This is a genomic window from Paramylibacter ulvae, assembly GCF_014652655.1.
GTDB lineage: Bacteria > Pseudomonadota > Alphaproteobacteria > Rhodobacterales > Rhodobacteraceae > Amylibacter > Amylibacter ulvae.
In genome coordinates, this window is sequence record NZ_BMZF01000001.1 from 248,460 (window position 1) to 273,752 (window position 25,293).

23 protein-coding genes are annotated in these 25,293 nt (G+C 49.0%); 12 read left to right on the plus strand and 11 right to left on the minus strand.

Going from position 1 to position 25,293, the window contains the following annotated elements; all coding sequences use genetic code 11:
* Positions 1–4: 4 nt before the first annotated feature.
* On the minus strand, positions 5–907 hold the full coding sequence (locus IE094_RS01270; RefSeq protein ID WP_229801954.1) for an N-acetylmuramic acid 6-phosphate etherase: 903 nt from the start codon (positions 905–907) through the stop codon (positions 5–7).
* 188 nt (positions 908–1,095) lie between these two features.
* On the opposite strand from IE094_RS01270, the gene IE094_RS01275 reads away from it, so the two are divergent.
* Genes IE094_RS01275 through nagA form a run of 4 tightly spaced genes read left to right on the plus strand, consistent with a single transcriptional unit; the run spans position 1,096 to position 4,918 of the window.
* Positions 1,096–1,989 (plus strand): glucosamine kinase nucleotide-binding domain-containing protein, encoded by an 894-nt coding sequence (locus IE094_RS01275; protein WP_189638755.1) that lies wholly within the window; start codon positions 1,096–1,098, stop codon positions 1,987–1,989.
* Entirely contained in the window at positions 1,986–2,744 is a 759-nt protein-coding gene (locus IE094_RS01280; RefSeq protein ID WP_189638756.1) for a GntR family transcriptional regulator, read from the plus strand. Before IE094_RS01275 ends, IE094_RS01280 begins: the two co-directional genes overlap by 4 nt.
* Before the next feature lie 4 nt (positions 2,745–2,748).
* On the plus strand, positions 2,749–3,780 hold the full coding sequence (locus IE094_RS01285; RefSeq protein WP_229801955.1) for an SIS domain-containing protein: 1,032 nt from the start codon (positions 2,749–2,751) through the stop codon (positions 3,778–3,780).
* Between the two features lies 1 nt (position 3,781).
* On the plus strand, positions 3,782–4,918 hold the full coding sequence (gene nagA / locus IE094_RS01290) for an N-acetylglucosamine-6-phosphate deacetylase (RefSeq protein WP_189638757.1): 1,137 nt from the start codon (positions 3,782–3,784) through the stop codon (positions 4,916–4,918).
* On the opposite strand, the gene IE094_RS01295 is transcribed toward nagA, so the two are convergent.
* Positions 4,915–6,393 (minus strand): aldehyde dehydrogenase family protein, encoded by a 1,479-nt coding sequence (locus IE094_RS01295; protein WP_189638758.1) that lies wholly within the window; start codon positions 6,391–6,393, stop codon positions 4,915–4,917. The genes nagA and IE094_RS01295 overlap by 4 nt on opposite strands.
* Before the next feature lies 1 nt (position 6,394).
* On the minus strand, positions 6,395–7,501 hold the full coding sequence (locus IE094_RS01300; RefSeq protein ID WP_189638759.1) for a mandelate racemase/muconate lactonizing enzyme family protein: 1,107 nt from the start codon (positions 7,499–7,501) through the stop codon (positions 6,395–6,397).
* Positions 7,502–7,606: 105 nt separating this feature from the next.
* Here IE094_RS01300 and pdxR point away from each other — a divergent pair, with 105 nt between their 5' ends.
* From pdxR to IE094_RS01335, 7 genes are all read left to right on the plus strand, one after another.
* Positions 7,607–9,088 (plus strand): MocR-like pyridoxine biosynthesis transcription factor PdxR, encoded by a 1,482-nt coding sequence (gene pdxR, locus IE094_RS01305; protein ID WP_189638760.1) that lies wholly within the window; start codon positions 7,607–7,609, stop codon positions 9,086–9,088.
* Between the two features lie 108 nt (positions 9,089–9,196).
* A complete protein-coding gene (locus tag IE094_RS01310) occupies positions 9,197–10,270 on the plus strand; it encodes an extracellular solute-binding protein (protein WP_189638761.1) in 1,074 nt (357 codons plus the stop codon).
* A gap of 74 nt (positions 10,271–10,344) precedes the next feature.
* Positions 10,345–11,472 (plus strand): ABC transporter ATP-binding protein, encoded by a 1,128-nt coding sequence (locus IE094_RS01315; RefSeq protein ID WP_189638762.1) that lies wholly within the window; start codon positions 10,345–10,347, stop codon positions 11,470–11,472.
* Positions 11,462–12,328 carry an ABC transporter permease gene (locus IE094_RS01320; protein WP_189638763.1) on the plus strand — a complete coding sequence of 289 codons (867 nt, stop codon included), beginning with the start codon at positions 11,462–11,464 and terminating at the stop codon, positions 12,326–12,328. Before IE094_RS01315 ends, IE094_RS01320 begins: the two co-directional genes overlap by 11 nt.
* A gap of 11 nt (positions 12,329–12,339) precedes the next feature.
* Positions 12,340–13,197, plus strand: a complete 858-nt coding sequence (locus IE094_RS01325; protein WP_189638764.1) for an ABC transporter permease — start codon at positions 12,340–12,342, stop codon at positions 13,195–13,197.
* Between the two features lie 7 nt (positions 13,198–13,204).
* Complete coding sequence (locus tag IE094_RS01330) at positions 13,205–14,827, plus strand: GMC family oxidoreductase (RefSeq protein ID WP_189638765.1); 1,623 nt, start codon at positions 13,205–13,207, stop codon at positions 14,825–14,827.
* Entirely contained in the window at positions 14,824–16,113 is a 1,290-nt protein-coding gene (locus IE094_RS01335; protein ID WP_189638766.1) for an NAD(P)/FAD-dependent oxidoreductase, read from the plus strand. Before IE094_RS01330 ends, IE094_RS01335 begins: the two co-directional genes overlap by 4 nt.
* A gap of 37 nt (positions 16,114–16,150) precedes the next feature.
* On the opposite strand, the gene IE094_RS01340 is transcribed toward IE094_RS01335, so the two are convergent.
* From IE094_RS01340 to IE094_RS01370, 7 genes are read right to left on the minus strand one after another with little or no spacing between them, the layout of a single operon-like run.
* On the minus strand, positions 16,151–17,140 hold the full coding sequence (locus IE094_RS01340) for an ABC transporter substrate-binding protein (RefSeq protein WP_189638767.1): 990 nt from the start codon (positions 17,138–17,140) through the stop codon (positions 16,151–16,153).
* 49 nt (positions 17,141–17,189) lie between these two features.
* Entirely contained in the window at positions 17,190–17,978 is a 789-nt protein-coding gene (locus tag IE094_RS01345) for an ABC transporter permease (RefSeq protein WP_373295852.1), read from the minus strand.
* A gap of 44 nt (positions 17,979–18,022) precedes the next feature.
* Positions 18,023–18,907: an ABC transporter permease gene (locus tag IE094_RS01350; protein WP_189638769.1), complete on the minus strand. Its 885-nt coding sequence runs from the start codon at positions 18,905–18,907 to the stop codon at positions 18,023–18,025.
* Positions 18,897–19,682, minus strand: coding sequence for an ABC transporter ATP-binding protein (locus IE094_RS01355; protein WP_189638770.1), 786 nt, complete (start codon positions 19,680–19,682; stop codon positions 18,897–18,899). Before IE094_RS01355 ends, IE094_RS01350 begins: the two co-directional genes overlap by 11 nt.
* Before the next feature lie 37 nt (positions 19,683–19,719).
* Positions 19,720–21,183: a dihydropyrimidinase gene (gene hydA / locus IE094_RS01360; protein ID WP_189638771.1), complete on the minus strand. Its 1,464-nt coding sequence runs from the start codon at positions 21,181–21,183 to the stop codon at positions 19,720–19,722.
* A 1-nt stretch (position 21,184) separates the two neighbouring features.
* Complete coding sequence (locus IE094_RS01365; RefSeq protein WP_189638772.1) at positions 21,185–21,781, minus strand: hypothetical protein; 597 nt, start codon at positions 21,779–21,781, stop codon at positions 21,185–21,187.
* Positions 21,778–23,028 (minus strand): Zn-dependent hydrolase, encoded by a 1,251-nt coding sequence (locus IE094_RS01370; protein WP_189638773.1) that lies wholly within the window; start codon positions 23,026–23,028, stop codon positions 21,778–21,780. The genes IE094_RS01365 and IE094_RS01370 overlap by 4 nt, the downstream gene beginning before the upstream one ends.
* 314 nt (positions 23,029–23,342) lie before the next feature.
* Between IE094_RS01370 and IE094_RS01375 the strand changes: the two genes are divergently transcribed.
* Entirely contained in the window at positions 23,343–23,969 is a 627-nt protein-coding gene (locus tag IE094_RS01375) for a TetR family transcriptional regulator C-terminal domain-containing protein (RefSeq protein WP_189638774.1), read from the plus strand.
* Here IE094_RS01375 and preA read toward each other — a convergent pair whose 3' ends face one another.
* Positions 23,970–25,274, minus strand: a complete 1,305-nt coding sequence (gene preA, locus IE094_RS01380) for an NAD-dependent dihydropyrimidine dehydrogenase subunit PreA (RefSeq protein ID WP_189638775.1) — start codon at positions 25,272–25,274, stop codon at positions 23,970–23,972.
* Between the last annotated feature and the right edge of the window lie 19 nt (positions 25,275–25,293).

Consider the following 25,293-nt stretch of genomic DNA (forward strand, 5'->3'; position numbering starts at 1 on the left):
TCCCTTATGTTTGTGCGGTTTTCGCAGCATTTAATGCCAGCAAACAATCACCCATTCGCGGGCCATAGGTTGCAAGCAGTTTGTTAACCTCGGATGCGGGGCACCCTTTGGCAATTAGAATTGCGTGTTTGGTGTTTCCATCAGCGGTGCGCAAAGCCAGTGCAGCGGTTTCATTTGAAACATCCGCAATAGAACCAACAATGTTGATCGCACGTTGGCGCAACTTGGCATTATCCGCAATTAGATTGATCATCTGCCCATCGTGGACATGACCAAGCAAAATCCCTGCCTGTGTTGAGATCAGATTAAGCGCAACCTTTTGCGCGGTTCCCGCCCCCATGCGCGTTGATCCTGCGAGTGCTTCTGGCGGGGTGCTCAAACAAATTGCAACATCGGCGATTTTTAACAATGCCGTGTCGGCGTTGTTTGCAATGGCGATAACGTTAATGCCTTTTGCACGGGCCGCTTGTGCGATGTCATAAGCAAATGGTGTGGTGCCACTTGCACTTATTGCGATCACACAATCGTTTGATTGCATGGCTTCGACGATGGTGTGGGTGTTGGAAATATCGTCTTCGGTATTCCCAGGCATTTGCCCATCCGTTGGAACACCACCTGCCATATGAATGCGAATTTGATTTTGCGCGATTCCAAAAGTTCCCGGTAATTCTGCCCCATCTGCCAGCGCCATTAACCCCGAACTGCCCGCGGCGACATAATGAATGGTGCCACCATTGGTGACCGTTTGTGCAACGGCGTTGCTTGCATCAATAATGCCATCAATCGCATTGTTTACCGCATCAATCGCCTTGCGCTGAACATCCAGCATGATGCTCACGGCACGCAGCGGCGCAACAGCATCAATTGTCATATCAGAATTTGCGATCTGTTCAGTTTGCGGCAGCAATATCGAATCTCCTTATTCCAAAAATAATACCTTTATGATACCTTTTGTCGAGTCATTTTTATGCCTAGTGCGTTTTCCAACAATTTTTGCAATATTATCAGCTGTATGGCACAAAATGCATTCAATGGCACCGATTTTCATCGTAAATTTGGCTTCACTTATCACCAAAGGTATTATAAAGGTATTGCATGAGTGATTCACATAAACCATATATCTTGGCGGTTGATGGCGGCGGTTCTGGCTGTCGTGTCGCGATTGCAGACGTTGACGGTAACACCCTTGGTATTGCAAATGGCGATGCTGCAAATGTGGCGTCAAACATCGACACAACATGCCAGAATGTTGAACGCGCGATTAGTGATGCGTTGGTTTCGGCCAAGCTGGATCAAAACGATATTCCAAATATCTGTGCCCATTTTGGATTGGCTGGTTATATGGATGAAACGCAAGGATCGATTTTACGTAATCGATTTTCATTTTGCAAATTGTCGTTGAGCGATGATCGCCCCACAACGGTGTTGGGCGCACTTGCAGGGGCCGATGGATATGTGATTGGCATTGGAACGGGCACATTTTGTGCCGCATCAAACGCTGGCAAAATGAGCTTTGTTTCAGGGCGGGGGTTTTACATTTCAGATCAGGCATCTGGCGCATGGCTGGGTCGTCGTGCGCTTGAAATGGTTATTCAATGTGACGACAACATAATTCAGCACAGCCCCCTCACCCACGCGTTGCTGACCCTATTTGGCGATATCAATGCAATGGTAAAGTTTAGCGTCACCGCCCGCCCGCGTGATTACGCAACATTTGCACCCGAAATTATTCGGGCGGCCAACAACGGTGATCAACACGGCGAATTGTTGATGAACGAAGGTGCAACATATCTGCGCTCTGCGCTCATCGCGCTTGGCTTTCAATCTGGTGAACCTGTGGTTTTAACTGGGGGCGTTGGTCCGCATTATGCGCGCTTTCTCAAGGAACCATTTAACACCAATATTACACAGCCATTGGGCAATGCGCTCGATGGTGGGTTGGTGATGGCACGCGAATTGGCGTTACAATCAAGCGAGGCCTGCGCATGAGTGTTGCAAAATACCTCGCACCCGAAAAATGGTTAACACCCGACGGTGGCCCGCGTTATTTACAGCTTCGCAATCGATTGTCGTCAGGCATCGCCGATGGTATTTTACAACCATCAAGCCCACTGCCACCTGAGCGTGAAATTGGTGCGATTACGGGTTTGTCACGCGTTACCGTGCGCAAAGCAATTCAAACATTGGCCCAAGATGGGCAGATCATTCAAAAACAAGGATCAGGTTCATTCGTTGCCCCAGATCAATCGCGCATTGAACAATCCCTATCGCGCCTAACATCGTTTAGCGAAGACATGGATCGCCGCGGGCTGAGTTCTACCTCACGCTGGCTGGACAAAGGCATCTATGTCCCCTCACCCGCAGAGGTTTTATCGCTTGCACTTGCGCCCGATGCATCCGTATCGCGCATCACACGGCTTCGTACCGCGGATGATCGCCCGATGGCGATTGAACGTGCATCGCTGCCCACCGAAATTTTGCCCGACCCTGAATTGGTTCAGGGATCTTTGTATGAATTGCTGGAAACATACGGATTGCGCCCCGTGCGCGCGTTGCAAAAAATTTCCGCCATCAATGTAAATGGCGAAAACAGTGAATTATTGGAAATGGAACAAGGCGCGGCGGGGCTTCAAATTGAACGCATGTCTTATCTTGCGGATGGGCGTGTCGCGGAGTTTACACAATCAATCTATCGCGGAGATGCCTATAATTTTGTGGCTGAACTGCGCTTAGCAAAGGAATGAAACCTTGAATGCATCACAAACCCAAATGCGTCGCGAAATATTGGAACTACCCGTTGCTGTTGATCGTCTGTTAACCAATGGTGAATCCGAAATCAGCAGGGCTGCGAACGTTTTGCGCGACCACAATCCCGCATATATCGTCAGCGTCGCACGCGGTTCGTCCGATCATGTTGCAACCTATTTTAAATATGCGACCGAATTGTTGTTGGGTATCCCCGTTGCATCGGTTGGCCCATCGGTGGCATCAGTTTACAAGCGCCAAATGGCGTTGAAAAACAGTGCATGTATTTCCATTTCACAATCAGGCAAAAGCCCCGATATTGTTGAACTGGCGCGCATGGCAACGGCGGCAGGTTCCACATCCATTGCATTGACCAACCACGCGGATTCCCCGCTGGCACAGGTCAGCGATTTTACCTTGGACATCCATGCGGGTGCAGAATTAAGCGTTGCGGCCACAAAAACATTCGTAAATTCAGCCGTGTCAGCAATTTGGTTATTGGCGAAATGGAGCAAAGATGCGGAATTGGAACACGCAATAAAAAACCTGCCCCGTGCATTGGAACAGGCGGTTCAGATTGATTGGTCCGATCTACGCGATGCCATTGGCACGCGTAATTCGCTATTCTGTCTGGGGCGCGGCCCATCCTATGCCATATCAAACGAGGCTGCGTTAAAGTTCAAAGAAACCTGTCAAATTCACGCAGAATCCTATTCGTCGGCAGAGGTTTTGCATGGCCCCGTTTCCATCGTCGATCAAGGGTTTCCTGTGATCGCCATGGCCGCGCATGATGCTGCAGAACCTGCATTGGCATCTGTCGCAGACGAAATTGCGCAAAAAGGCGGCGTTGTGTTTTCAACCAGCGATTTGGTGAAACATGCCACCCCCTTAAATGTGGTACGCAGCGGTCATGCCCTAACCGACCCGATTGTTATGATTGCACATTTTTATGCGATGGTGGAAAAGGTCGCGGCAACACGCGGCATTAATCCAGATACCCCGCGCCATTTGAAAAAAGTAACGGAAACTGTTTGATATGACGCTCACCGCCTTTATCGGTGCAAAAATTCATGATGGTCATCGGTTAACCCGTGATCATGCGTTTTTACGCACAGGAAATAATTTTCATTCAATCGTTGCATTGGATGAATTGCCCGCCGATGTTACGCGTATAAATTTGAATGGCGGCACCATTTGCCCTGGTTTTGTTGATCTACAGGTCAATGGCGGTGGTGGTGTGATGTTCAACGATGACCAATCCGTTGATGCGTTGCAAACAATCGTCAATGCCCATGGCCGCACGGGCACTTCCGCGATTTTACCGACCTTGATTACCGATACCCCAACTCGCACCAGCGCAGCCATTGACGCGGTGGAATCTGCCATCCAACAAGGTGTTTCTGGTATTATTGGCATTCATTTGGAAGGCCCCCATTTATCGGTCAAACGCAAAGGTGCACATGATCCAGACTTGATCCGTGAAATGACGGACCAAGATATGAAAATCATATTGGACGCGGCCCGCCGTTTGCCAAATGTATTGGTCACGGTGGCACCCGAAAATGTAAACAATAAACAGGTTGCCACGCTTTGTGCATCGGGCGTGATTGTTTCATTGGGGCATACCGATGCGTCATATGAAACCTGCATGGAACGGTGTTCGCACGGTGCAACCTGTGCCACACATTTGTTTAACGCCATGAGCCAGTTAACGGGGCGTGAACCAGGGCTGGTTGGCGCGGCACTTGATCATGCGCAGGTATCCATGGGCATGATTGCCGATGGCATTCATGTGCACCCCGCAACCATTCGCAACGCGATGCGAGCCAATCATGGCACGGGGCAGATGTTTCTGGTGACGGATGCCATGGCAACAGTGGGATCGGACATACGTTCGTTTACACTCAATGGGCGTACGATCTATCGCAAAGATGGGCGATTAACCTTGGCCGATGGCACACTTGCGGGGGCGGATCTGGATATGCCCACGGCCTTGGGTGTGATGGTGCAGCAGGTTGGTGTGGATATCGAAACCGCAATTGGCATGGCGACATCAGCACCGATTGCGGTATTGCACGACAATTGCGGTTTTGGCGGGTTCACCAACGGCAAACCCGCCCATGCTGTTTATTTGAATGACGCACTGCAATTTGTATCGGGTGTGTTTGTCTAAATCTTTGCAACTACGCTTTTGGTTTTGCAGTAGCTTTGCAATGCTTCCAACCCCTTTTCACGACCAAATCCAGATTTTTTATTACCACCAAACGGCACCTCGATCCCGCCTGCAAAATATTCGTTAATATAAATTTGACCCGCATCAATATCGCGCGCCATACGGTGCGCCGTGGTGGCATTGCTGGTATATATTCCTGCGACCAGCCCAAATTGACAATCATTTGCAAGTGCGAGCGCGTGATCAACATCATCGGCGATTTGCACCGTTAACACTGGGCCAAAAATTTCCTCTTGCACCAGTTCATCATCGCTTGGACGGTTGGCGATGATCGTTGGTTCATAAAACCATCCCTGCCCTGTTTTTGGATCTGTGGTGATATTGCCACCTGTCAAAACCTCGGCACCACGTGATTTTGCGCGATCAATGAAACCAGCAACCTTTTGCAAATGTTGCTCGGAATTCAGCGGACCCATGTTGGGATCATGCAAGCCATGACCGATGGTCAAAGATTGCGCGCGCTTTACGAGGCGTTCAACAAATGCATCGTGAATATCACGCTCAATAATCAAACGTGAACCTGCCGAACAAATTTGACCTGCATTTTCAAAAATTGCACCCATCACACCGTCAAGCGCTGCGTCTTGGTCGCAATCATTCATCATCACAACTGGTGATTTCCCGCCCAGCTCCAACACAACCCGTGTGACATTATCCGCCGCCGATTTCATCACATTTGCACCTGTGGCAACTGAACCTGTGAATGTCACCTGATCGATATCAGGATGTGCGACCAATGCCGCACCCGTTTGAACACCCGTTCCCGTGATGACATTACATACACCTGCGGGCAATCCGGCTTGGTGCAAAATATCGCCTAATAACAACGCGCTAAATGGTGTTGTTTCAGCGGGTTTGGCAACCACACAACATCCAGCGGCCAATGCGGGCGCTATGCCACGCGCCGCGGTGGAAATCGGGAAATTCCATGGAATAATATGGGCGGTCACGCCAATGGGTTCTGAAATGCTATACCCCAGATAATCATGGCCAAGCGGGAAGGTTTGCCCCTGTAATTTATCACAAACACCAGCGTAATATTCAAAACAACGGGCTGCTCCGCGCACATCACCGCGTGCCTCTGACAGTGGTTTTCCACAATCAAGGGTTTCGATGACGGCGAGACGTTCAAGGTTTTCCAAAATCAATGTGGCTGCCTTTGATAAAATCCGCCCACGTTCAACAGGTGCGGTTTTACGCCAAACAGTTTGAAATGCATTGCGTGCATTCGTCACCGCGCGATCCACATCAGACGTTGTTCCATTGGTGAACTGGGCAAATACTGCCCCGCGCCCCGCATCATAGCTGTCAATTAAATCACCACCAGATTTGCCAAACGCGCCATTGATAAAATGTCCATCTGGCAAATCCAATGTGGCGGTTCCTGCGATCAAATCATCAAGTTTATCCAACATGTTAAGCCTCGTGTTTTGAAATATGGTAGGTTGCATTTTCAAGCCAGTCTTGGCGAACTTCAACGCCCCAGCCTGGTTCATCCGTCACGTTGGCATACCCGTCGGTGATTTCAAAGGGTGATTTCACAAACAGATTTTCCTGCCATGGATAATAGTCCAACCCCTCGATTGAAAATTCCAGATATTTCCCCGCATTGGGAATGGCGCGCAACAAGTGCATGGTAAACAGCGTAACCATCGACAGATTGGCGCAATGGGGCGTAACAGGAATACCTGCCTTATCCGCCATCTCGGTCACACGCAATGTACGTGTAATGCCACCCAGATAACAAATATCGGGCTGCACGATGTCGACAATGCTCCCGTCAATCATGCGCTGCCAGTTATCCAGCATACAATCCTGTTCACCGCCAGTGACATCGATATCAAGCGCATCTGTAACCTGTTTCGTTTGATCAAAATGCCAATACGGGCATGGTTCTTCGAAATGGGAAATGCCGTTATCGATCAGGATTTTGCCAACCTCGATCGCGCGTTTGGGGGAATAACACGAATTGGCATCCACCAATAACGCGACATCATCGCCCATCGCATGGCGCATGGTTGGGATGATTTCCTCTGTGCGCCCTTCCCATTCGTCCTTGTCATGTCCACATTCCGCGCCGATGCGAAATTTGAACGCATCAAATCCATAATCATCGCGTAATTTCAACATGCGTTGTGATTCAGCAAGCGGCGTGATGTCTCGCTTCATTGACGAAGCATAGGCACGCACCGATCCTACGCTGCCCCCGACTAATTCACAAACTGGTTTACCTTCTACCTTGCCACGTAAATCCCACAGCGCGGTATCAAGCCCACCAAGTGCGCGACGCAAATATGATCCGGGAAATTTGTGTTCGCGATCACGTACAATATCGACCAAATAGTCGATGTCATATGCATCTTGACCCAACGTATATGGCGCAACTTGGCGGTGCAGAACCTGTGCGGTGATATCCGCATAATACGGCGCCACCTGCCCCCATCCCTGTGCACCCGTATCGCTGGTCACGCGTACAAAACAAACAAATTCATTGGTAAAGGTTTCAATCGAGCTGATTTTCACGGTCTATCCTTGAGTTTTATGGATTTTCGTTAACGATAATTGGGATTGGTATTTTAATAAGGTCCATTATAGTGATTATATCAAACCAATTTAACCAAGGCCGACATGAAAAAACAGCAAGGCGCGTTGTTAACATCGATCCACATTGATCGGACTGCGCGGAAAAAAATCGGTGTGCAATTGTATATGGGATTGCGCGATATCATCCTTACGGGTGGATTATGTGCGGGTGATCGATTGCCTGCAACCCGCACATTGGCCAAGGAAATCCAAGTATCACGCACCACCGTAATTGACGCCATTGATCGTCTGGTCGCCGAAGGATTATTGGAATCGCGCGTTGGTGCGGGCACCTATGTCAGTGAGATTTTGGAAAATCAGCGGCCCCGCACACCGAATGTGGACACAGCGGATACATCAAATGCAAGACCACGTCTTGCGCATAATTTAACACATGCCACCGAAACCTATGCGCCGCGATCTTGGTTACCCCATACGACCGGTGCATTTGTGACGGCACTCCCTGCGTTGGATGCGTTTCCCATGGCACATTGGGCACGGCTATCTGCGCGCCATTTACGCGGGTCGCGCGATGATATTATGGGATATGGCCAGCCAAAGGGGCTGTTGCAATTACGACAAGCGATTGCAACTCATTTGAACGCCTCGCGGGGCATACGATGCCACAGCGAACAGGTGTTTATCACCGCGGGGGCACAACAGGCATTTTCACTGATTGGCACTGTATTGTTAAATGCAGGCGATCAGGTTTGGTATGAAAACCCAGGCGCCGCGGGTGCCCGCAACGCATTTTTATCACGCGGTGCACAAATGGTGCCAATTGACGTTGATAAAGACGGGATGAATGTTGCGCAAGGTATTCAAAAATCACCACATTTTCGTCTGGCATTTGTCACCCCGTCACATCAACAACCGCTGGGTCATGTCATGTCGCTTGCGCGTCGGTTGGAATTGTTGGATGCGGCAAACACCGCACAGGCGATGATTGTCGAAGATGATTACGATGGTGATTTTTACTTTGGTGGTCAGCCACATCCACCGCTCAAAAGCATCGATACACAGGGGCGCGTGATCTATGTCGGGACGTTTTCAAAAACCTTGTTTCCGTCATTGCGATTGGGGTTCATGTTGGTGCCCGATGGGTTGATTGACACATTCGATCATCTGTTTGCATCATGGATCAGCACCGCGCCAACATCCGTGCAATCCATCGTTGCCGATTTCATGGACGAAGGCCATTTTTCCACGCATATCCGCATGATGCGCCGCCTGTATTCGGCCCGATATGATGCAATGATTGAAGCAAGTTCGCAAATGCCCAACGGTTTCACGCTGGGTGAAACCAAGAGCGGGTTTCACACGATGGGGTATTTGCCCGAAAATGCAGATGAACATAAATTGGTACGTGCAGCGGGCGAAAACGGTGTTATCGTGGCACCACTGAATCGTTATTGTTTAACCCCCATTCAACAAAAGGGACTGGTTTTGGGGTTTGGCAGCAGTACGCCAGAACAAATCAATTCAGGTATGAAAACGCTACGCAAATTGGTTCGGCGTCAAATCTAAATTGGTCTGCCTTTAATTCCGTAATGGATATAACCAGTAAACCAATGTGTTTCTAAGCTCGTTAAGTTATTTGGCGCAATATTTGCGTTTCATCGAAGGGAGAAAAGTATGTTATCACCAAAGAAAGGCGCAGGATTAATCGCTGCGCTGATGCTAACAACGGCATCTTATGCAAATGCTGAAACATTGCGTTTGTTAACATGGGGATCTTATGCACCAGAAGAATTGGTGCAAAAATTCCAAGAAAAATACCCTGACATTACCGTAGAAGTAACATTTTCCAATAACGAGGAAATGATTGCAAAATTGCGTGCCACGGGTGGTGCTGGTTTTGATTTGGCACAGCCAAGCCACGACCGCATATATTCCGCACAACTTGAATATGACATCTACAAACCGATGGATTTGTCCAAGATCAATACCGATGTGATGGAAGATTCCCACCTGAACGGTGTTAAGGCAAATACAACAATTGATGGCGAAGTTTATGCCGTGCCACATCAATGGGGCACATCAGGTTTGATGGCAAACAAGGCCGTCGCACCCGATTTCAAAGGTTGGGGTGATTTGTGTGATCCAAAATATGCGGGAAAAACATCGATGCGTTTGAAACGTACGATCCTGCTTGGCACGGCATATTCGATGGGCGAAGATCCATTTGCCGCTTATAGCGATTTGGACAAATACCAAGCATTGCTGGACAGGGTCGCGGATAAGCTGATCGAATGTAAAGCAAATATCAAAGCCTACTGGAAAGGCGGCGATGATTTATCCGCAATGATGTTGTCAGGCGAAGTAGTAGCATCCGAAACATGGGATTCCACCGCATATAAACTTTATGGTCAAAACAAAGATATCGTGTTTGTGCCACCAGAAACGGGTGCGCTTGCGTGGATCGACACATTTGCATTGCCACGCAAAGGCAAGGCAGACGATGCCGCGTATAAATGGATCAACTTTGTTCTAGAACCTGAAAACGTGACCATCATGTCAGGCAGCACAGGCGCGATTGCCGCGGTCAAAGGTGGACTAGATATGTTGCCAGAGGACAAAAAAGAGGCCGTAACAGCCGCATTCACTGACGCGGATATCGCGAATTTGAAATTCTTTGCCAATATTCCCCCCGGTGTGGAGGATATGGAAGGCAAGACTTTGGAAAAAATCAAAGCAGCGACAGAATAAACATCTTCGATTGGGGCGGTAATCACGCATGATTGCCGCCCTTTTTTCGACCACTACCATTAACGGAACACCACATGACCAATGCCCAAGATTATGATTTGGAATGCACAAATTTGATGAAACATTTTGGTGCTGTGCGCGCCGTTGATGACGTTTCATTCAACATTCCAAAGGGATCGTTTTTTTCGATATTGGGGCCGTCTGGTTGCGGCAAGACCACGTTGATGCGCATGATTGCGGGGTTCGAAAACCCAACCGCAGGCGATATTCACATCAAGGGAAATTCGGTTTTAAACACGCCCCCGAACAAACGAAATGTGAAAATGGTTTTTCAGCATCTCGCTCTATTTCCGATGATGAATGTCTACGACAACATCGCATATGGTTTGAAATGTAACGGCGCAAGTGCCAGTGAAATTAAAACCAAAGTGCGCGATGTGTTGGAACGCATCGCCCTGCCCGATGTGGCAAAACGCGAAATTCACCAATTATCTGGCGGGCAAAAACAACGTATCGCAATCGCACGCTGCATGGTTTTGGACCCTGATGTTTTGTTGCTGGATGAACCGCTGGGTGCGCTTGATTTGAAATTGCGTGAGGCGATGAAAATCGAGCTCAAACTGTTGCAGCATCAATTCAACACCACATTTATTTATATCACACACGATCAGTCAGAAGCATTGGTCATGTCCGATCACGTTGCCATCATGAACAATGGTAAATTCGAACAAATTGGCCGCCCAGAGGATTTGTATCACAAACCGGACACTGCGTTTGTTGCTGGGTTTGTTGGCGATTCCAACCGCTGGAACGGCAACGTCATTGCAATGGATGACAAACAAATTAAGGTCGAAACCGACACCGGTTTGGCAATGGTTTGCAAGCGTAACCCAAATGATGGTTTGTCAGATGGCGATGCGGTGAACATTTTCGTGCGCCCCGAATTTATCGCCGCGAAAAAGACCAGGACAAAATCCAGCAAGGATACGAAAAACACTATGGATGGCACCGTGGATAGCATCCTGTTCAACGGCGCAAACAGCCGCGTGTTGGTGCGCAGCGACAATGGCCAATTGATCGAGGCCGACATCGTTGTAACAGGTGGTGCCAGTGATTTGCGCAGTGGTGACGCCGTGAACATGTCATGGGCACACGCCCAGACTATGTGTTTTGCCGACAAAGGGGAATTTGATGCAAAGTGATATCAAGCGCCTCTCTTTGATCCTGTTGTTCGCACCATTTGCGCTCTGGATTGTGTTGCTGATTATTTTGCCGCATCTGGGCATGGTGGTGTTGTCATTACGTGAAAAGGTTGCACCGCGCGTTTATGAATTTGGCTTTGGCAATTACATCGATTTCATCAATGAACCGATTTATTGGAATACGTTGTTACGCACGGGGTCCATGTCAATATTGGTGACAATCCTTGCACTCTTGATTGGGTTTCCAATTGCATATTACATCGCAAAAATCGCAGGGCGGCGTTCGCGTGGGGCATTGTTTTTGCTCTGTCTTATTCCCCTTTGGGTGAGCGATCTGATCCGTGCATTTGGCTGGATTTTGTTACTGCGCGAAACGGGCGTGTTTTCGAGTTTCCTGCAATGGAGCGGAATGGTGAGCGAGCCAATCGAATTTTTATACAACGATATCACTGTGGTAATGGGGCTGGTTTACACCGTGATTTTGTTCATGATTGTGCCGCTTGTGTCCACGCTTGATGGAATGGATGATGCGATGGTCGAGGCAGGATATAACCTTGGCGGAAATGGTTTTACCGTGTTGCGTCGCATTATCGTGCCCTATGCCATGCCTGGCATTGTGTCGGGCTGTATCGTTGTATTCATGATGACTGCGGGCAGTTACCTTACCCCGATATTATTGGGTGGGAAAAACTCCAGTTGGTTTACGGAACAAATTTATGACCAGTTCATCACCCGATTTAATTGGGAATCTGGTGCGGCATTTGGGTTTCTGTTGCTGGCATTCACATCGCTTGTGGTTTGGCTTGGTCTGAAACTCTCTGGTCAAACCTTGGCCAATACAGTCGCGAAAAGCTAGGGGAGGATCACATGGCAAATCTAAACAAAAATCCTGCCTTCATGTTGGGCTATCGGTTGTATGTCGCGGCATTTTTTATCTTTCTTGCCGCGCCATTGATTGCCGCTGGTGCATTTGCATTCAACGATTCATTGTTCCCCGCCCTGCCGTGGCAAGGGTTTACTCTGGATTGGTTTTTCAACGATACCGAACCAAAACTTGGCATGTTTCACGATCGCCGATTGTTACGCGGGCTATATTATTCGTTCATCATAGGCATATTCGTATCCACCCTGTCCGTGTTCGTTGGCACGACAAATGCGTTTTTGTTTGTGCGCGGCAATTTCCCCGCCAAGAACTTTTTCTATATCCTGATGATTTTGCCATTGGTGATCCCCGGCGTGATCTTGGGTATTTCGATTTTGGTGATGGCCAGCAACATGGCCAACGGGGTTGAGGATAAATTCAATCTCGAATTGGAATTCCTGCGCCCGGGCATATTGTTGGTGGTGCTGGGACAATTTTCGTTCATCACCACAATCACATCGCTGGTCATTACCGCGCGTTTGAAAAAATTCGACTATTCGATGGAAGAGGCAGCGTTAAATTTAGGTGCCAGCCGCATACAGGTTTTGCGCAGCGTCACCCTGCCCTTTTTACGCCCTGCTATGATTGCGGCGGGGATTGTCGGATTTTTGGTGTCTTTTGAAAATTTCAACACCACGCTGTTTTTGGTTGGCTCTGAATCGCCGTTAACCATCACCATGTACGACCGCATGGCCAAGGTCGGATCAACACCTGTTTTAAACGCGGTTTCGTTTTTCTTGATCGTTGGCTCTGGTCTGCTTGCGCTGATCAGCGTCGCTGTGCAACGTGACCCACCAAGTTGAGAATAATATGCAACAATTTGATTTCATCATCGTTGGCGCTGGATCAGCGGGCTGTGTTCTGGCCAACAGATTAACCCAATCTGGCAAATACAAAGTTTTGTTGCTTGAATCAGGTGGCAGTGATCTGAATTTTTGGGTTTGGATGCCAATTGGATATGGCAAAGCGTTTTATAACAAAAAACTGAATTGGATGTATGAAACAGCACCCAATCCAAACCTGAATAATCGCAGATCATATTGGCCGCGAGGCAAGGTTATTGGCGGGTCCAGCTCGATCAACGCGATGGTCTATATTCGCGGGCAACACGAAGATTTCAACGATTGGGCCGATATGGGCAATGCGGGTTGGTCGTGGGATGATGTGTTCCCCTATTTCATGAAAATGGAGAATAACGACCAAGGTGCCAGCGATTTTCGAAACACAGGCGGACCGCTTCATATTTGTACGATGGATCGCGACTTGCACCCGCTGTGTGATCAGTTCATTCAGGCGGGGCGCGAAATGCAAATCCCCCATAACCCCGATTTTAATGGCCCAACTCAAGAAGGTTTTGGAACATATCAAAACACCGCCAAGGGCGGGTTTCGCATGTCCGCTGCACGTGCATATTTGCATGGCATCAAAAATCGCAAGAATCTGCGTATTGAAAAACACGCCCACACCACGCGTATTTTGTTTGATGGCAAACGTGCGATAGGTGTGGAATATCACCAACGCGGCCAAATACACCGTGTATTCGCAGGGCGCGAAGTGGTGTTATCCGCAGGCGCAATCAATTCGCCCCAATTGTTGCAATTGTCGGGAGTGGGTGCACCAAACATTTTAAAACAACACGGTATCGATGTGGTGCATCAATCAGATGGCGTTGGGCAGAATTTACAAGATCATCTTGCCGTTGATTTTCACTATCGATCAAAGCGACCAACCTTGAATAACCAACTTCATTCGTGGCAGGGTAAATTGGCCCAAGGGTTGCGATATGTTCTCACACGGCGCGGGCCATTATCGCTCGGTGTTAATCAGGCAGGTGGATTTATTCGCACACGCCCCGAATTAACCCGCCCCAATATGCAGCTATTCTTTTCCCCAGTGAGCTATACCAAAGCACCGCCTGGAAAACGCCCATTGATGAACCCTGATCCATTTGCGGGATTCTTGACCGGTGCACAACCCACTCGCCCCACCAGCCGTGGATATTTGCACATTCAATCAAACGATCCGTATCAGGCACCAAGCATCCATCCCAATTATCTGGACACAGAAATTGATAAACAGGAATTGATAGAGGGCATGGAATTTTTGCGCAAATTGGCACAGACCCCTGCGTTTTCCGACATCATTGATTTCGAAATATCACCTGGGGAACACATTCAAACCAACGATGAATTTGTTAATTTCATCCGCAACACCGCAGGCACGGTTTTTCACCCCGTCAGCACATGTCGGATGGGCCCTGATCCATCGGTGGATGTGGTTGATCAACGGTTGCGTGTTTATGGCATTGAAAATCTGCGCGTTGTTGATGCGTCGATTTTTCCAACGGTCACATCGGGCAATACCAATGCGCCCGCGATTATGGTTGGGGAAAAAGGTGCCGATATGATTTTGGCGGATCAGGTGGCGCAATGACCGATCTATTTACAGATCAATTCAAACCGACACCCTACTGGTGGGATACCGCGCCATTGATGCCCGCAACCGATGCGCAACTACCGTCCAAAACTGATGTTTTGATCATCGGGTCGGGATACACGGGGTTGCACGCAGCAATCCAAACCGCGCGCGCGGGAATGTCAACATTGGTGGTTGATGCGCAAGATTGCGGATATGGCGCCAGCACGCGTAATGGTGGACAGGTTTCCACATCTGTTAAGCCCAGTTATGAATATCTGAAACGTCAATTTGGCGAAACACTCGCAAGCAATATTATGGCCGAGGGTCAGGCATCGCTGGATTACATCAAGACATTCATCGCCGATGAAAACTTGGATTGTGATTATCAATCTTGTGGCCGTTTTCACGGCGCACATACCAAATCCGCATTTGTAAAATTGCAGCAGGATATCAAGGACAGCAAAATCAAAACCGATGCATTTGTGGTGTCTCGCGGTGATATGGCATCCGAGCTTGGTACAGATGTATATCATGGCGGTGTTGTGTTTCCCCATCACGCCAGCATTCATCCCGGAAAATATCACAAATCATTGCGCGAAATTGCGCGAAATGCGGGCGTGAAAATTGTGCCTTTCTGCCCTGTGCACGCCATTGATCGCACCGCTAATGGATTTCAGGTGGCAACCAAACATGGTGCTGTTGACGCGGCACAAGTGGTTCTGGCAACCAATGGATATTCGGGTGCGTTGTCCAACTGGCACCAACGCCGCGTGATCCCGATTGGATCATACATAATCGCAACCCAAAAAATCCCGCGCGATGTGATGGATGAAATCATGCCCACAAATCGGATTTTATCAGATACACGAAAACTAGTATATTATTACCGCCCATCACCCGATCGCAAACGCATCCTGTTTGGTGGTCGTGTGTCATTAAACGAAACGAATTCCAAAAAATCCGCACCAAAGTTACACAATGAATTAACCCGAATATTCCCACAATTGCAGTCCACAAAAATAAGCCATTCTTGGACAGGCACCGTTGGATATACGTTCGATGCCATGATGCACACGGGCAATGATCGTGGTTTGCATTTTTCAATGGGTTATTGTGGATCTGGTGTTGGCATGGCCAGCTATCTGGGAATGCGCGTCGGGCAAACGGTTGCGGGTTTGCGTGAAAAGGCCAGCGCGTTTAATGACGTACCGTTTCGCACACGCCCATATTATTTCGGAAATCCGTGGTTTTTGGCGCCATCGGTTTTGGCATATCGCATGCGCGATCGGTTTTGGGGATAGAAAGCCGCGCAATTTTACGCGGCTTTCATATTTTTATTTATTTCAGTGCAAGATCAGAAATTTCATGTGTCCATGCATCAACAGGTTCTTTGGTGATTACGGGATCAGAACCACCAGACAACAGGCTGTCCACTGTGCGTTGATATGCATCCACATCCAGTGCACCGTTTGACCCAGCGGTCAATTTGGCAACTTCGGCCATCATACGTTTTTGATGCTTTTCAGTTTGCGCACCTGATGCGTCATTGTCCAATACGATCATCGCGGCCTCGTCTGGATTAGATTCTGCGTATTTCCAACCCTTCATAGATGCACGAACAAAACGCACCATCTTGTCCTTGAATGCATCGTCTTTCAGGTTTTCGCCCATGACGTACATGCCATCCTCAAGCGTTGCCACACCTTGTTCTTCGTATTTGAACACTTGCAAATCGTCTGGTGTCAGGCCGGCGTCGATCACCTGCCAGTATTCGTTATAGGTCATGGTGGACACACATGCGGCCTGTCCTTGCAACAACGGGTCCACGTTGAAACCTTGTTTCAGCACGGTAACACCGCCCGCTGAACCGTCTGTTTTTAGGCCAAGTTTGCTCATCCAGCTTAGGAACGGATATTCGTTGCCAAAGAACCAAACGCCAAGTGTCTTGTCTGGAAAATCTGCTGGGCTGGCAACGCCTGCGTCTTTGCGACAGGTCAGCATCATGCCTGATGATTTGAAAGGCTGCGCGATATTGACCAAATCCAAACCTTTTTCGCGTGATGCAAGTGCGGATGGCATCCAATCAAGCACGACATCCGCGCCACCACCAGCAATCACCTGTGCGGGTGCAATATCAGGCCCACCTGGCTTGATGGTTACGTTCAGATCTTCTTCACCATAGAACCCTTTGTCGAGCGCCACATAATAACCTGCGAATTGTGCCTGTGTGACCCATTTTAATTGCAGTGTCACATCATCCGCGGCATTCGCCAATGTCGCGCCAAACGCGAGCACACCTGTGAGTGCTGTTGTTAAATACTTGTTCATGATCGTCTCCTTGTTGTTGTGATTAGTTTATTTTGAATTCACTTTCCTATCATCGTTGTGATGGGTGCCAGAATGTCACCGCCTTTTCGATCAAGGCTATGACACCATAAAATGCCGAACCTGCGATTGCGGCAACTGTTATTTCGGCCCAAACCATATCAAGCGCCAGTCGCCCCACCTCTGTTGAGATGCGAAACCCCATGCCTTTGATGGGGGATCCGAAAAACTCTGCAACGATCGCACCGATTAATGCAAGGGTAGAACAAATTTTTAACCCATTGAAAATGAACGGCATTGCCGCCGGTAGGCGCAATTTTGTCAGTGCTTGAAAATATCCCGCACCATATGTTTTCATCAAATCGCGTTGCATATGATCAGATGCTTTTAACCCTTCAACCGTGTTCACTAGCATGGGAAAAAACACCATGACGACAACAACTGCGGCCTTTGATTGCCAATCAAATCCGAACCACATCACCAAAATTGGTGCCATACCGACGATGGGCAATGCGGCAACGAAATTGCCAACGGGCAATAACCCCGCTTGTAAAAACGAGGATCGATCCACGGCAATTGCCGTCAAAAACGCCGCGCCACAGCCAAGAATGAACCCTGACAGAGCACCCTTTACAAATGTTTGCACAAAATCGACCCATAGAATTGGGATAGAATTACCAAACCGTGCGGCAATTGCCGTTGGCGTTGGCAACAACACAGGGCTAATTTCAAAACCACGCACCACGCATTCCCATAAGACCAAAATGGTCAGGCCGAATATGGTTGGAATGATGAACCCGATTAGCTTGTTTGGCTTGGCCTTAGACAAGCGTAAATTCATTGCCCACATCGCCAGCCAGAAAATAATGCCACAAAGTATCCAGATCATCGTAGCATCCCCATACGTGTTAATGTGATGCGTTGGATCAAACCGATCAACGCGACCAATACGGCCGCCAGAACGGCGGCGGAAATCAGTGCGCTCCAAATTTGGATGGTTTGCCCGTAATAACTGCCTGCCAGCAATCGTGCACCCAATCCCGCAACCGCCCCCGTTGGCAATTCACCAACGATGGCACCGACCAGCGATGCGGCCATGCCGATTTTAAGGGATGTGAATAAGTATGGCATCGCACTGGGTAAGCGCAGTTTCCAAAATACGGTGCTTTTGGGGGTGCTCCATGTGCGCATCTGATCAAGTTGCATCGCACTTGGTGAACGCAATCCTTTGACCATGCCAACGACAACAGGGAAAAATGACAGATACATTGAAATCATGGCCTTTGGCAGCAATCCCGAAATTCCGACAGCGTTCAAGACAACGATAATCATCGGTGCAACGGCCAAAATTGGAATTGTTTGGCTCGCAATCACCCACGGCATCACCGACAAATCCATCGCACGGCTGTGTACAATGCCCACGGCAAGCAAAATTCCAAGCCCCGTGCCAAGCGCAAAACCAAGCAGCGTGGCGGATAGCGTGATCCAACCATGCCAGATCAAGGATCGTTTGGATGTGATCTTTTTCATCACGGTGGTATTGTAAATCTCTTTTGCAACTTGGTGTGGCGCAGGCAGTTTTGGTTTTTCCTGCGCCCATGTGTCGGACACAAGTTCAGAAAACGATAACGTCACCCCTGCCCGCGTGGCCTTGTCCTGCGCCCAGGGCGCATTGAGCGCCACCGCACCTGCGTACCAAACCGCGATGATGATCGCGATAATGGTCAGCACGGGTGTGACCCGCGATATGATGCTGGGGCTAGACGTCATCGCCGTGCCCCAAACGCAATCCATCGCGCACACGATGGGCGATATCTAAAAACTCTGGCGTGTCACGAATGTCCAAGGGGCGCTCGCGTGGCAATGTGCTTTCAATCACATCGGCAATGCGTCCTGGGCGCGGTGACATCACCACAATCTTGGTCGATAAATACACCGCCTCTGGAATTGAATGGGTCACAAACCCTATGGTTTTTTCTGTGCGCGCCCAAAGTGCCAGCAATTGTTCGTTCAAATGGTCACGCACAATTTCATCAAGCGCGCCGAACGGTTCATCCATCAACAGAATATCCGCATCAAACGCAAGGGCGCGTGCGATGCTGGCACGTTGCTGCATCCCGCCTGATAATTGCCACGGAAATTTGCGATCAAAGCCAGATAGTTCAACCAATTCCAACACACGCGCAACACGTTCATTCTGTTCGGTCTTGGAATAGCCCATGATTTCAAGGGGCAGTTTGATATTTCCACCAATCGTACGCCATGGATACAATCCCGCCGCCTGAAAAACATAGCCATAGGCGCGGTTTTTACGTGCTTCTCGCGCGGTCATCCCATTGACGGTAATTTCCCCCGCTGTTGGCGTTTCCAAATCCGCCATCACCCGTAAAAACGTGGTTTTACCACAACCAGATGGGCCAATGAACGACACGAAATCGCCCTTGTTTATTTCCAGATTAATATCCTGCAATGCATGCACAGGGCCATCATTGGTTTGAAAAGTCAGGCTGAGATTTTTTGCTTCTATAACAGTTGCTTCGCTCACGCGGGTATTCCTTTGGTTGCGGGCGAACCCGCTTTATTTAAATCCCTGCTGGGATGTTTAGCGGGTCACGCTCGATTTTGCGCGGGCTGTTCAATGCTTTCCATTGGCTCAATGCCTTGTGTGCGGATGGAAATGCAGGGCGTGGAACGAAACGACCACGGCCTGGGCTTGGTTGGCTATTTTTGCCCCATGCCCAGATCACATCGCCACGTGATAGCGTATATCGTGCCTGTGCTTTGACATCGAAACCCTCAAACACGTTGTAATCCAGAACCGAATGATGGTTGCTGGTCGAAATTGTTTTGCTGATTTTTGGATCCCATACCACGATATCGGCATCTGCACCCTCTACGATTGCGCCCTTTTTAGGATATATATTCAATATCTTAGCGACATTTGTTGATGTCGCTGCAACAAATTCGTTTGGTGTAAGGCGCCCCGTTTCAACGCCCTCTGTCCATAACACGGCAAGACGTTCCTCTAACCCGTTGGAACCATTGGGGATCAGGGTGAAATTGTCGACACCCATACGTTTTTGTTCGGTGGTAAATGCAGCGTGATCGGTCGCAACCACTTGCAAGCTGCCTGATTGTAGACCCGCCCAAAGGCTATCTTGGTGGTCTTTTGATCTGAACGGAGGGGACATCACGCGGCGTGCGGCATGTTCCCAATCCTTGTTGAAATATTCAGATTCATCGAGTGTAAGAAATTGAATAAGAGGTTCGCCATAAACTCGCATGCCCTTTTGGCGTGCGCGGCGAATGGCCTCGTGCGCCTGTTCGCAGGAAACGTGGACGATATAAAGTGGCACACCTGCGGCATCGGCAATGGTGATCGCACGGTTTGCCGCCTCGCCCTCAAATTCAGGTGGGCGTGAATATGCGTGGCCCTCTGGCCCTGTGATCCCCTCGGCCAGATATTTTTGCTGCATTTCGGCAACCAGATCGCCGTTTTCGGCGTGAACCATGGGTAATGCGCCCAATTCGGCACAGCGTTTAAATGATGCAAACATTTCATCGTCTTCGATCATCAGCGCGCCTTTGTAGGCCATGAAATGTTTGAAACTATTCACGCCCATATCCACGGCGTCTTTCATTTCGGTGAATACATTTTCATCCCATCCCGTAATGGCCATGTGATAGCCAATGTCAGAACAGATTTGTGGCGCGGATTTGCGGTGCCATTCGTTGATTGCGTTTTTGATGCTGCCATCTTCGCCCGGCAGGCAGAAATCAACCACCATAGTTGTACCACCACAGGCCGCAGCCCAAGTACCCGATTCAAATGTTTCCGCCGCCGTTGTGCCCATGAATGGCATTTCCAAATGCGTATGGGGATCAATGCCGCCCGGGATTACATATGCGCCCTCCGCATCAATGTATTCATCACCTTTCAGATTCTCGCCAATCTGTTTGATGATTTCACCCTCAATCAAAACATCCGCCTTATAGGTGCGATCGGCAGTGCATACAGTGCCACCTTTGATAACTTTGGTTGTCATTTTAGCTGCCTCCCTTGCAGGCTTGGAATGTAAGTTGTCCTTGTCTTGGATCGACTTCGTTGTTGATGTTGATCAAACTTAAACTGCAGATTGCGCCATCCTCAAATTCCCATTTTTTTGGTTGACCAGGATAGAGAGATTTAAGTTCGCCATCTATAGTAGCATTCACATAATTCGTTGCCGTCAAAGCAAAAACAACAGTTCGTCCAGATTCACAATTAGTGAAAATCGGTGTTTCTGTGCTTGCAATAACGACCTTGTTGTTTGGCGTGCAATTTGCAGTGTCCAACTCTTTCACATCCAAGTTTAACAATGGCCCTGCAGCGACATAATCTTTGTCTTCAATTGCTGCGATCAAGGATTTCAAATTGGCTTGTGTTTCTTCGTCAAACTGATCCAATACAACTGGGTTAGCGATGATTTTGTTGTATTTTTCGAGAGTTTGCTGCGCTTCTCGCAAATCTTTGCTACCTGCAAGGCGTCCATCTTCGTAGTAATCGCGATTTCCCAAAACCAAACCAACCGAAAAACCCGCAGCCAAAAAGGTAACGGCGGTCGCAATGTTTGTTATCGTGAAATACTTACCAAAATCGATCACTCCACAATCCCCGCTGTTTCCACGACCGCTTGCATTAAAACATCCGCACCTGCCGTGGCCCATTCTTTGGAGATTTCTTCGGCTTCGTTATGGCTTAGCCCATCTACACATGGGCACATCACCATTGCGGTTGGTGCCATGCGGTTGATCCAACATGCGTCATGCCCTGCGCCCGAAATCAGATTCATATGCGAATATCCCATGCGTTCGGCGGCATTGCGCACGGCGGTTACGCAATCTTCGTCAAAGGTGACGGGATCAAATCCCCCAACCTTTTCAAATGATACGTCTAAACCCATTTCATCGCAAATTTTCTGCGCTCCCGCTTGCAGGCGTTGTTCCATATCGGTGATCACATCCAAACTGGGCGAGCGTAGATCAACGGTAAACACGACCTTGCCGGGGATCACATTGCGCGAATTGGGGTAAACATCAATATGCCCCGCCGCGCCCACCGCATGGGGTTTGTGCGACCATGCGATTTCATCGACCAATTCAAGAACACGCGCCATACCAAGCCCTGCGTTTTTGCGCATGGGCATGGGGGTGGAACCGGTATGGCTTTCTTTGCCGCTGATGGTAATTTCCGTCCATGACAATCCTTGGCCGTGTGTGACAACGCCAATATCTTTGCCTTCGGCCTCAAGTATCGGGCCTTGTTCGATGTGAAGCTCGAAAAATGCATGCATTTTACGTGCGCCAACTTTTTCATCCCCCTTCCAACCGATGCGTTCCAGCTCTGCGCCGAAGTTTTTGCCATCTGCATCTTCGCGTGCGTAGGCCCAATCTTGGGTATGCATCCCTGCGAATACGCCCGATGCGAGCATGGCGGGGGCGAAACGCGTGCCCTCTTCATTTGTCCAGTTTGTCACGACGATGGGATGTTTGGTTTTGATTTCTAAATCGTTGAGCGTGCGAAGAATTTCCAATCCGCCAAGCACACCCAAAACCCCGTCATATTTGCCGCCCGTTGGCTGTGTATCCAAATGCGATCCAACATAAACGGGCAATGCATCAGGATCGGTGCCGCCCCATGTGGCAAACATATTGCCCATTTCATCGACACCCATTTTTGCCCCAGCGGACTCGCACCAAGATTGGAACAATGCCCGCCCTTCACCGTCTTCGTCCGTGAGGGTTTGGCGATTATTCCCGCCTGCAATTCCAGGGCCGATTTTGGCCATGTCCATCAAACTGTCCCACAGGCGATCACCGTTGATGCGCAGGTTGCTGTTCATTTTCGACATTGCTTGCTCCCCATGAGTGGCTGAATTTCCTGACCAGTTGGTCAAGATTATGAACGCGAGACAAGCGTTGGGTCAAGGGATTTATCACAAATATACAAGCCCAGATTGTGGCGAGCGAAAAATGACTATTTTATCATCAAAACAATGTATTGGTGCGAAATATTCATGCGAGATATCAACCCTATGCGCGGCCCATGACGTATAAAGATTTTCTCTATCTTTTCAGCAGGTAATATTTTTGCTAGTTTTGATCATATAGTAAAAATTGACATGCAGTTTTGCGGGTCACTTGCATATAATAGATAGGCGCAAATTTGGCACGTTCTGGCACCACCAAAAAAGTCACCCGCATTCAACGTGAAAAAACCGAGGCGATATTAAACGCCGCCCTTGATGTGTTTTCAAAACACGGTTTTCGCGGTTCAACGATTGATATGATCGCAACAAATGCCCAACTGTCAAAGCCCAATATCTTGTATTATTTTGACAGCAAAGAAACCATGCATGCCCAACTGTTGGAACGCATGTTGGAAACATGGTTGGAACCGTTGGAGCAGATGTCTGGTGATGGTGATCCTGTCAATGAAATATGCGGGTATGTTCAACGGAAATTGGAAATGGCGCGTGATTATCCACGCGAAAGCCGCCTGTTCGCCAATGAAATTTTGCAAGGTGCGCCCCATATTATTGACCAACTATCGGGGCCACTGCGCGCATTAACGGATCGCAAGGCAGTGGTTATTCAACGGTGGATTGATGAGGGAAAATTGTCACCCGTTGATCCCTATCATCTGATCTTTTCTATTTGGTCAACCACGCAACATTACGCGGATTTTGATGTTCAGGTGCAGGCGGTTTTGGGTGATGCAAAAAACCTGCGCTTTGAACAAGCGCAGGTTCATTTGGATACGATGTTTCGCGCGCTGTTAACGCGCGATTGATTATTCGGCGGCAGTTGCCATTGGGTTGTTTGGATGTGTTGTCCAATCCCCATGTTTGTCCGATACTTTTTCACCTGTACGTGGGTCTGTTGCACCAATCGGCATTTGTTCCATGGTGATGCAATCCTGAATTGGGCAAACATTCACACAAAGATTACACGCCACACATTCATCGTCATTCACGCTAAATACGCGTTCATCCGACATGTCGATTGCTTGGTGCGAAGTATCTTCGCATGCGGCGTAACAACGGCCACAGCTGATGCACAGATCCTGATCAATTTTCGCTTTGGCGATATAATTCAGGTTCAAATCTTTCCAATCGGTGGTGTTTGGCACTGCGCGGCGCACGATGTCAGCCGTGGATTCGATCCCTTTTTGATCCATCCAATCTGACAATCCGCTGATCATTTCTTGCACCACTTTAAACCCATATGTCATGGCGGCGGTGCATACCTGAACATTGCCTGCACCCAGCGCCATAAATTCGGCAGCGTCTTTCCATGTTGTGACGCCCCCAATACCGGAAATCGGCAAATGCGCTGTTTCTGGGCTTCGTGCAATTTCAGCGACCATGTTCAATGCAATGGGTTTCACCGCAGGGCCACAATACCCACCATGCGCACCTTTGCCATCAATTGTTGGTTCAGGCGCGAATAGATCAAGGTCAACAGAAGTAATTGAATTAATTGTATTAATCAAGCTGACCGCATCCGCACCACCACGCATCGCAGCCTCTGCTGGTTTTCGCACATCGGTGATGTTTGGGGTTAGTTTCACAATACATGGCAGTTTGGAATATTGTTTCACCCAACGTGTCACCATTTCAATATATTCGGGCACCTGCCCCACAGCCGCGCCCATGCCACGTTCCGACATGCCATGTGGACAGCCAAAGTTAAGCTCGACCCCATCCGCGCCTGTTTCCTCGACCAATGGCAAAATCTTTTTCCATGCTTCTTCTTCGCAAGGCACCATCAAAGACACGATGATTGCGCGATCGGGGTAGTCTTTCTTGACCGCCTTAATTTCGCGCAGGTTGACCTCTAGCGGGCGATCGGTGATCAACTCGATATTGTTCAGACCAAGCAATCGGCGATCCGCGCCAAAGATTGCGCCGTATCGTGGGCCGTTGACGTTGACCACGGGAGGGCCTTCTTCGCCCAAGGTTTTCCACACAACGCCACCCCAGCCAGCCTCGAACGCGCGACGGACGTTATATTCTTTGTCTGTCGGTGGCGCCGATGCCAACCAGAACGGGTTGGGAGACTTAATTCCGATAAATTCACTTGCGAGGTTCGCCATGATAGGCTCCTTTCCAATG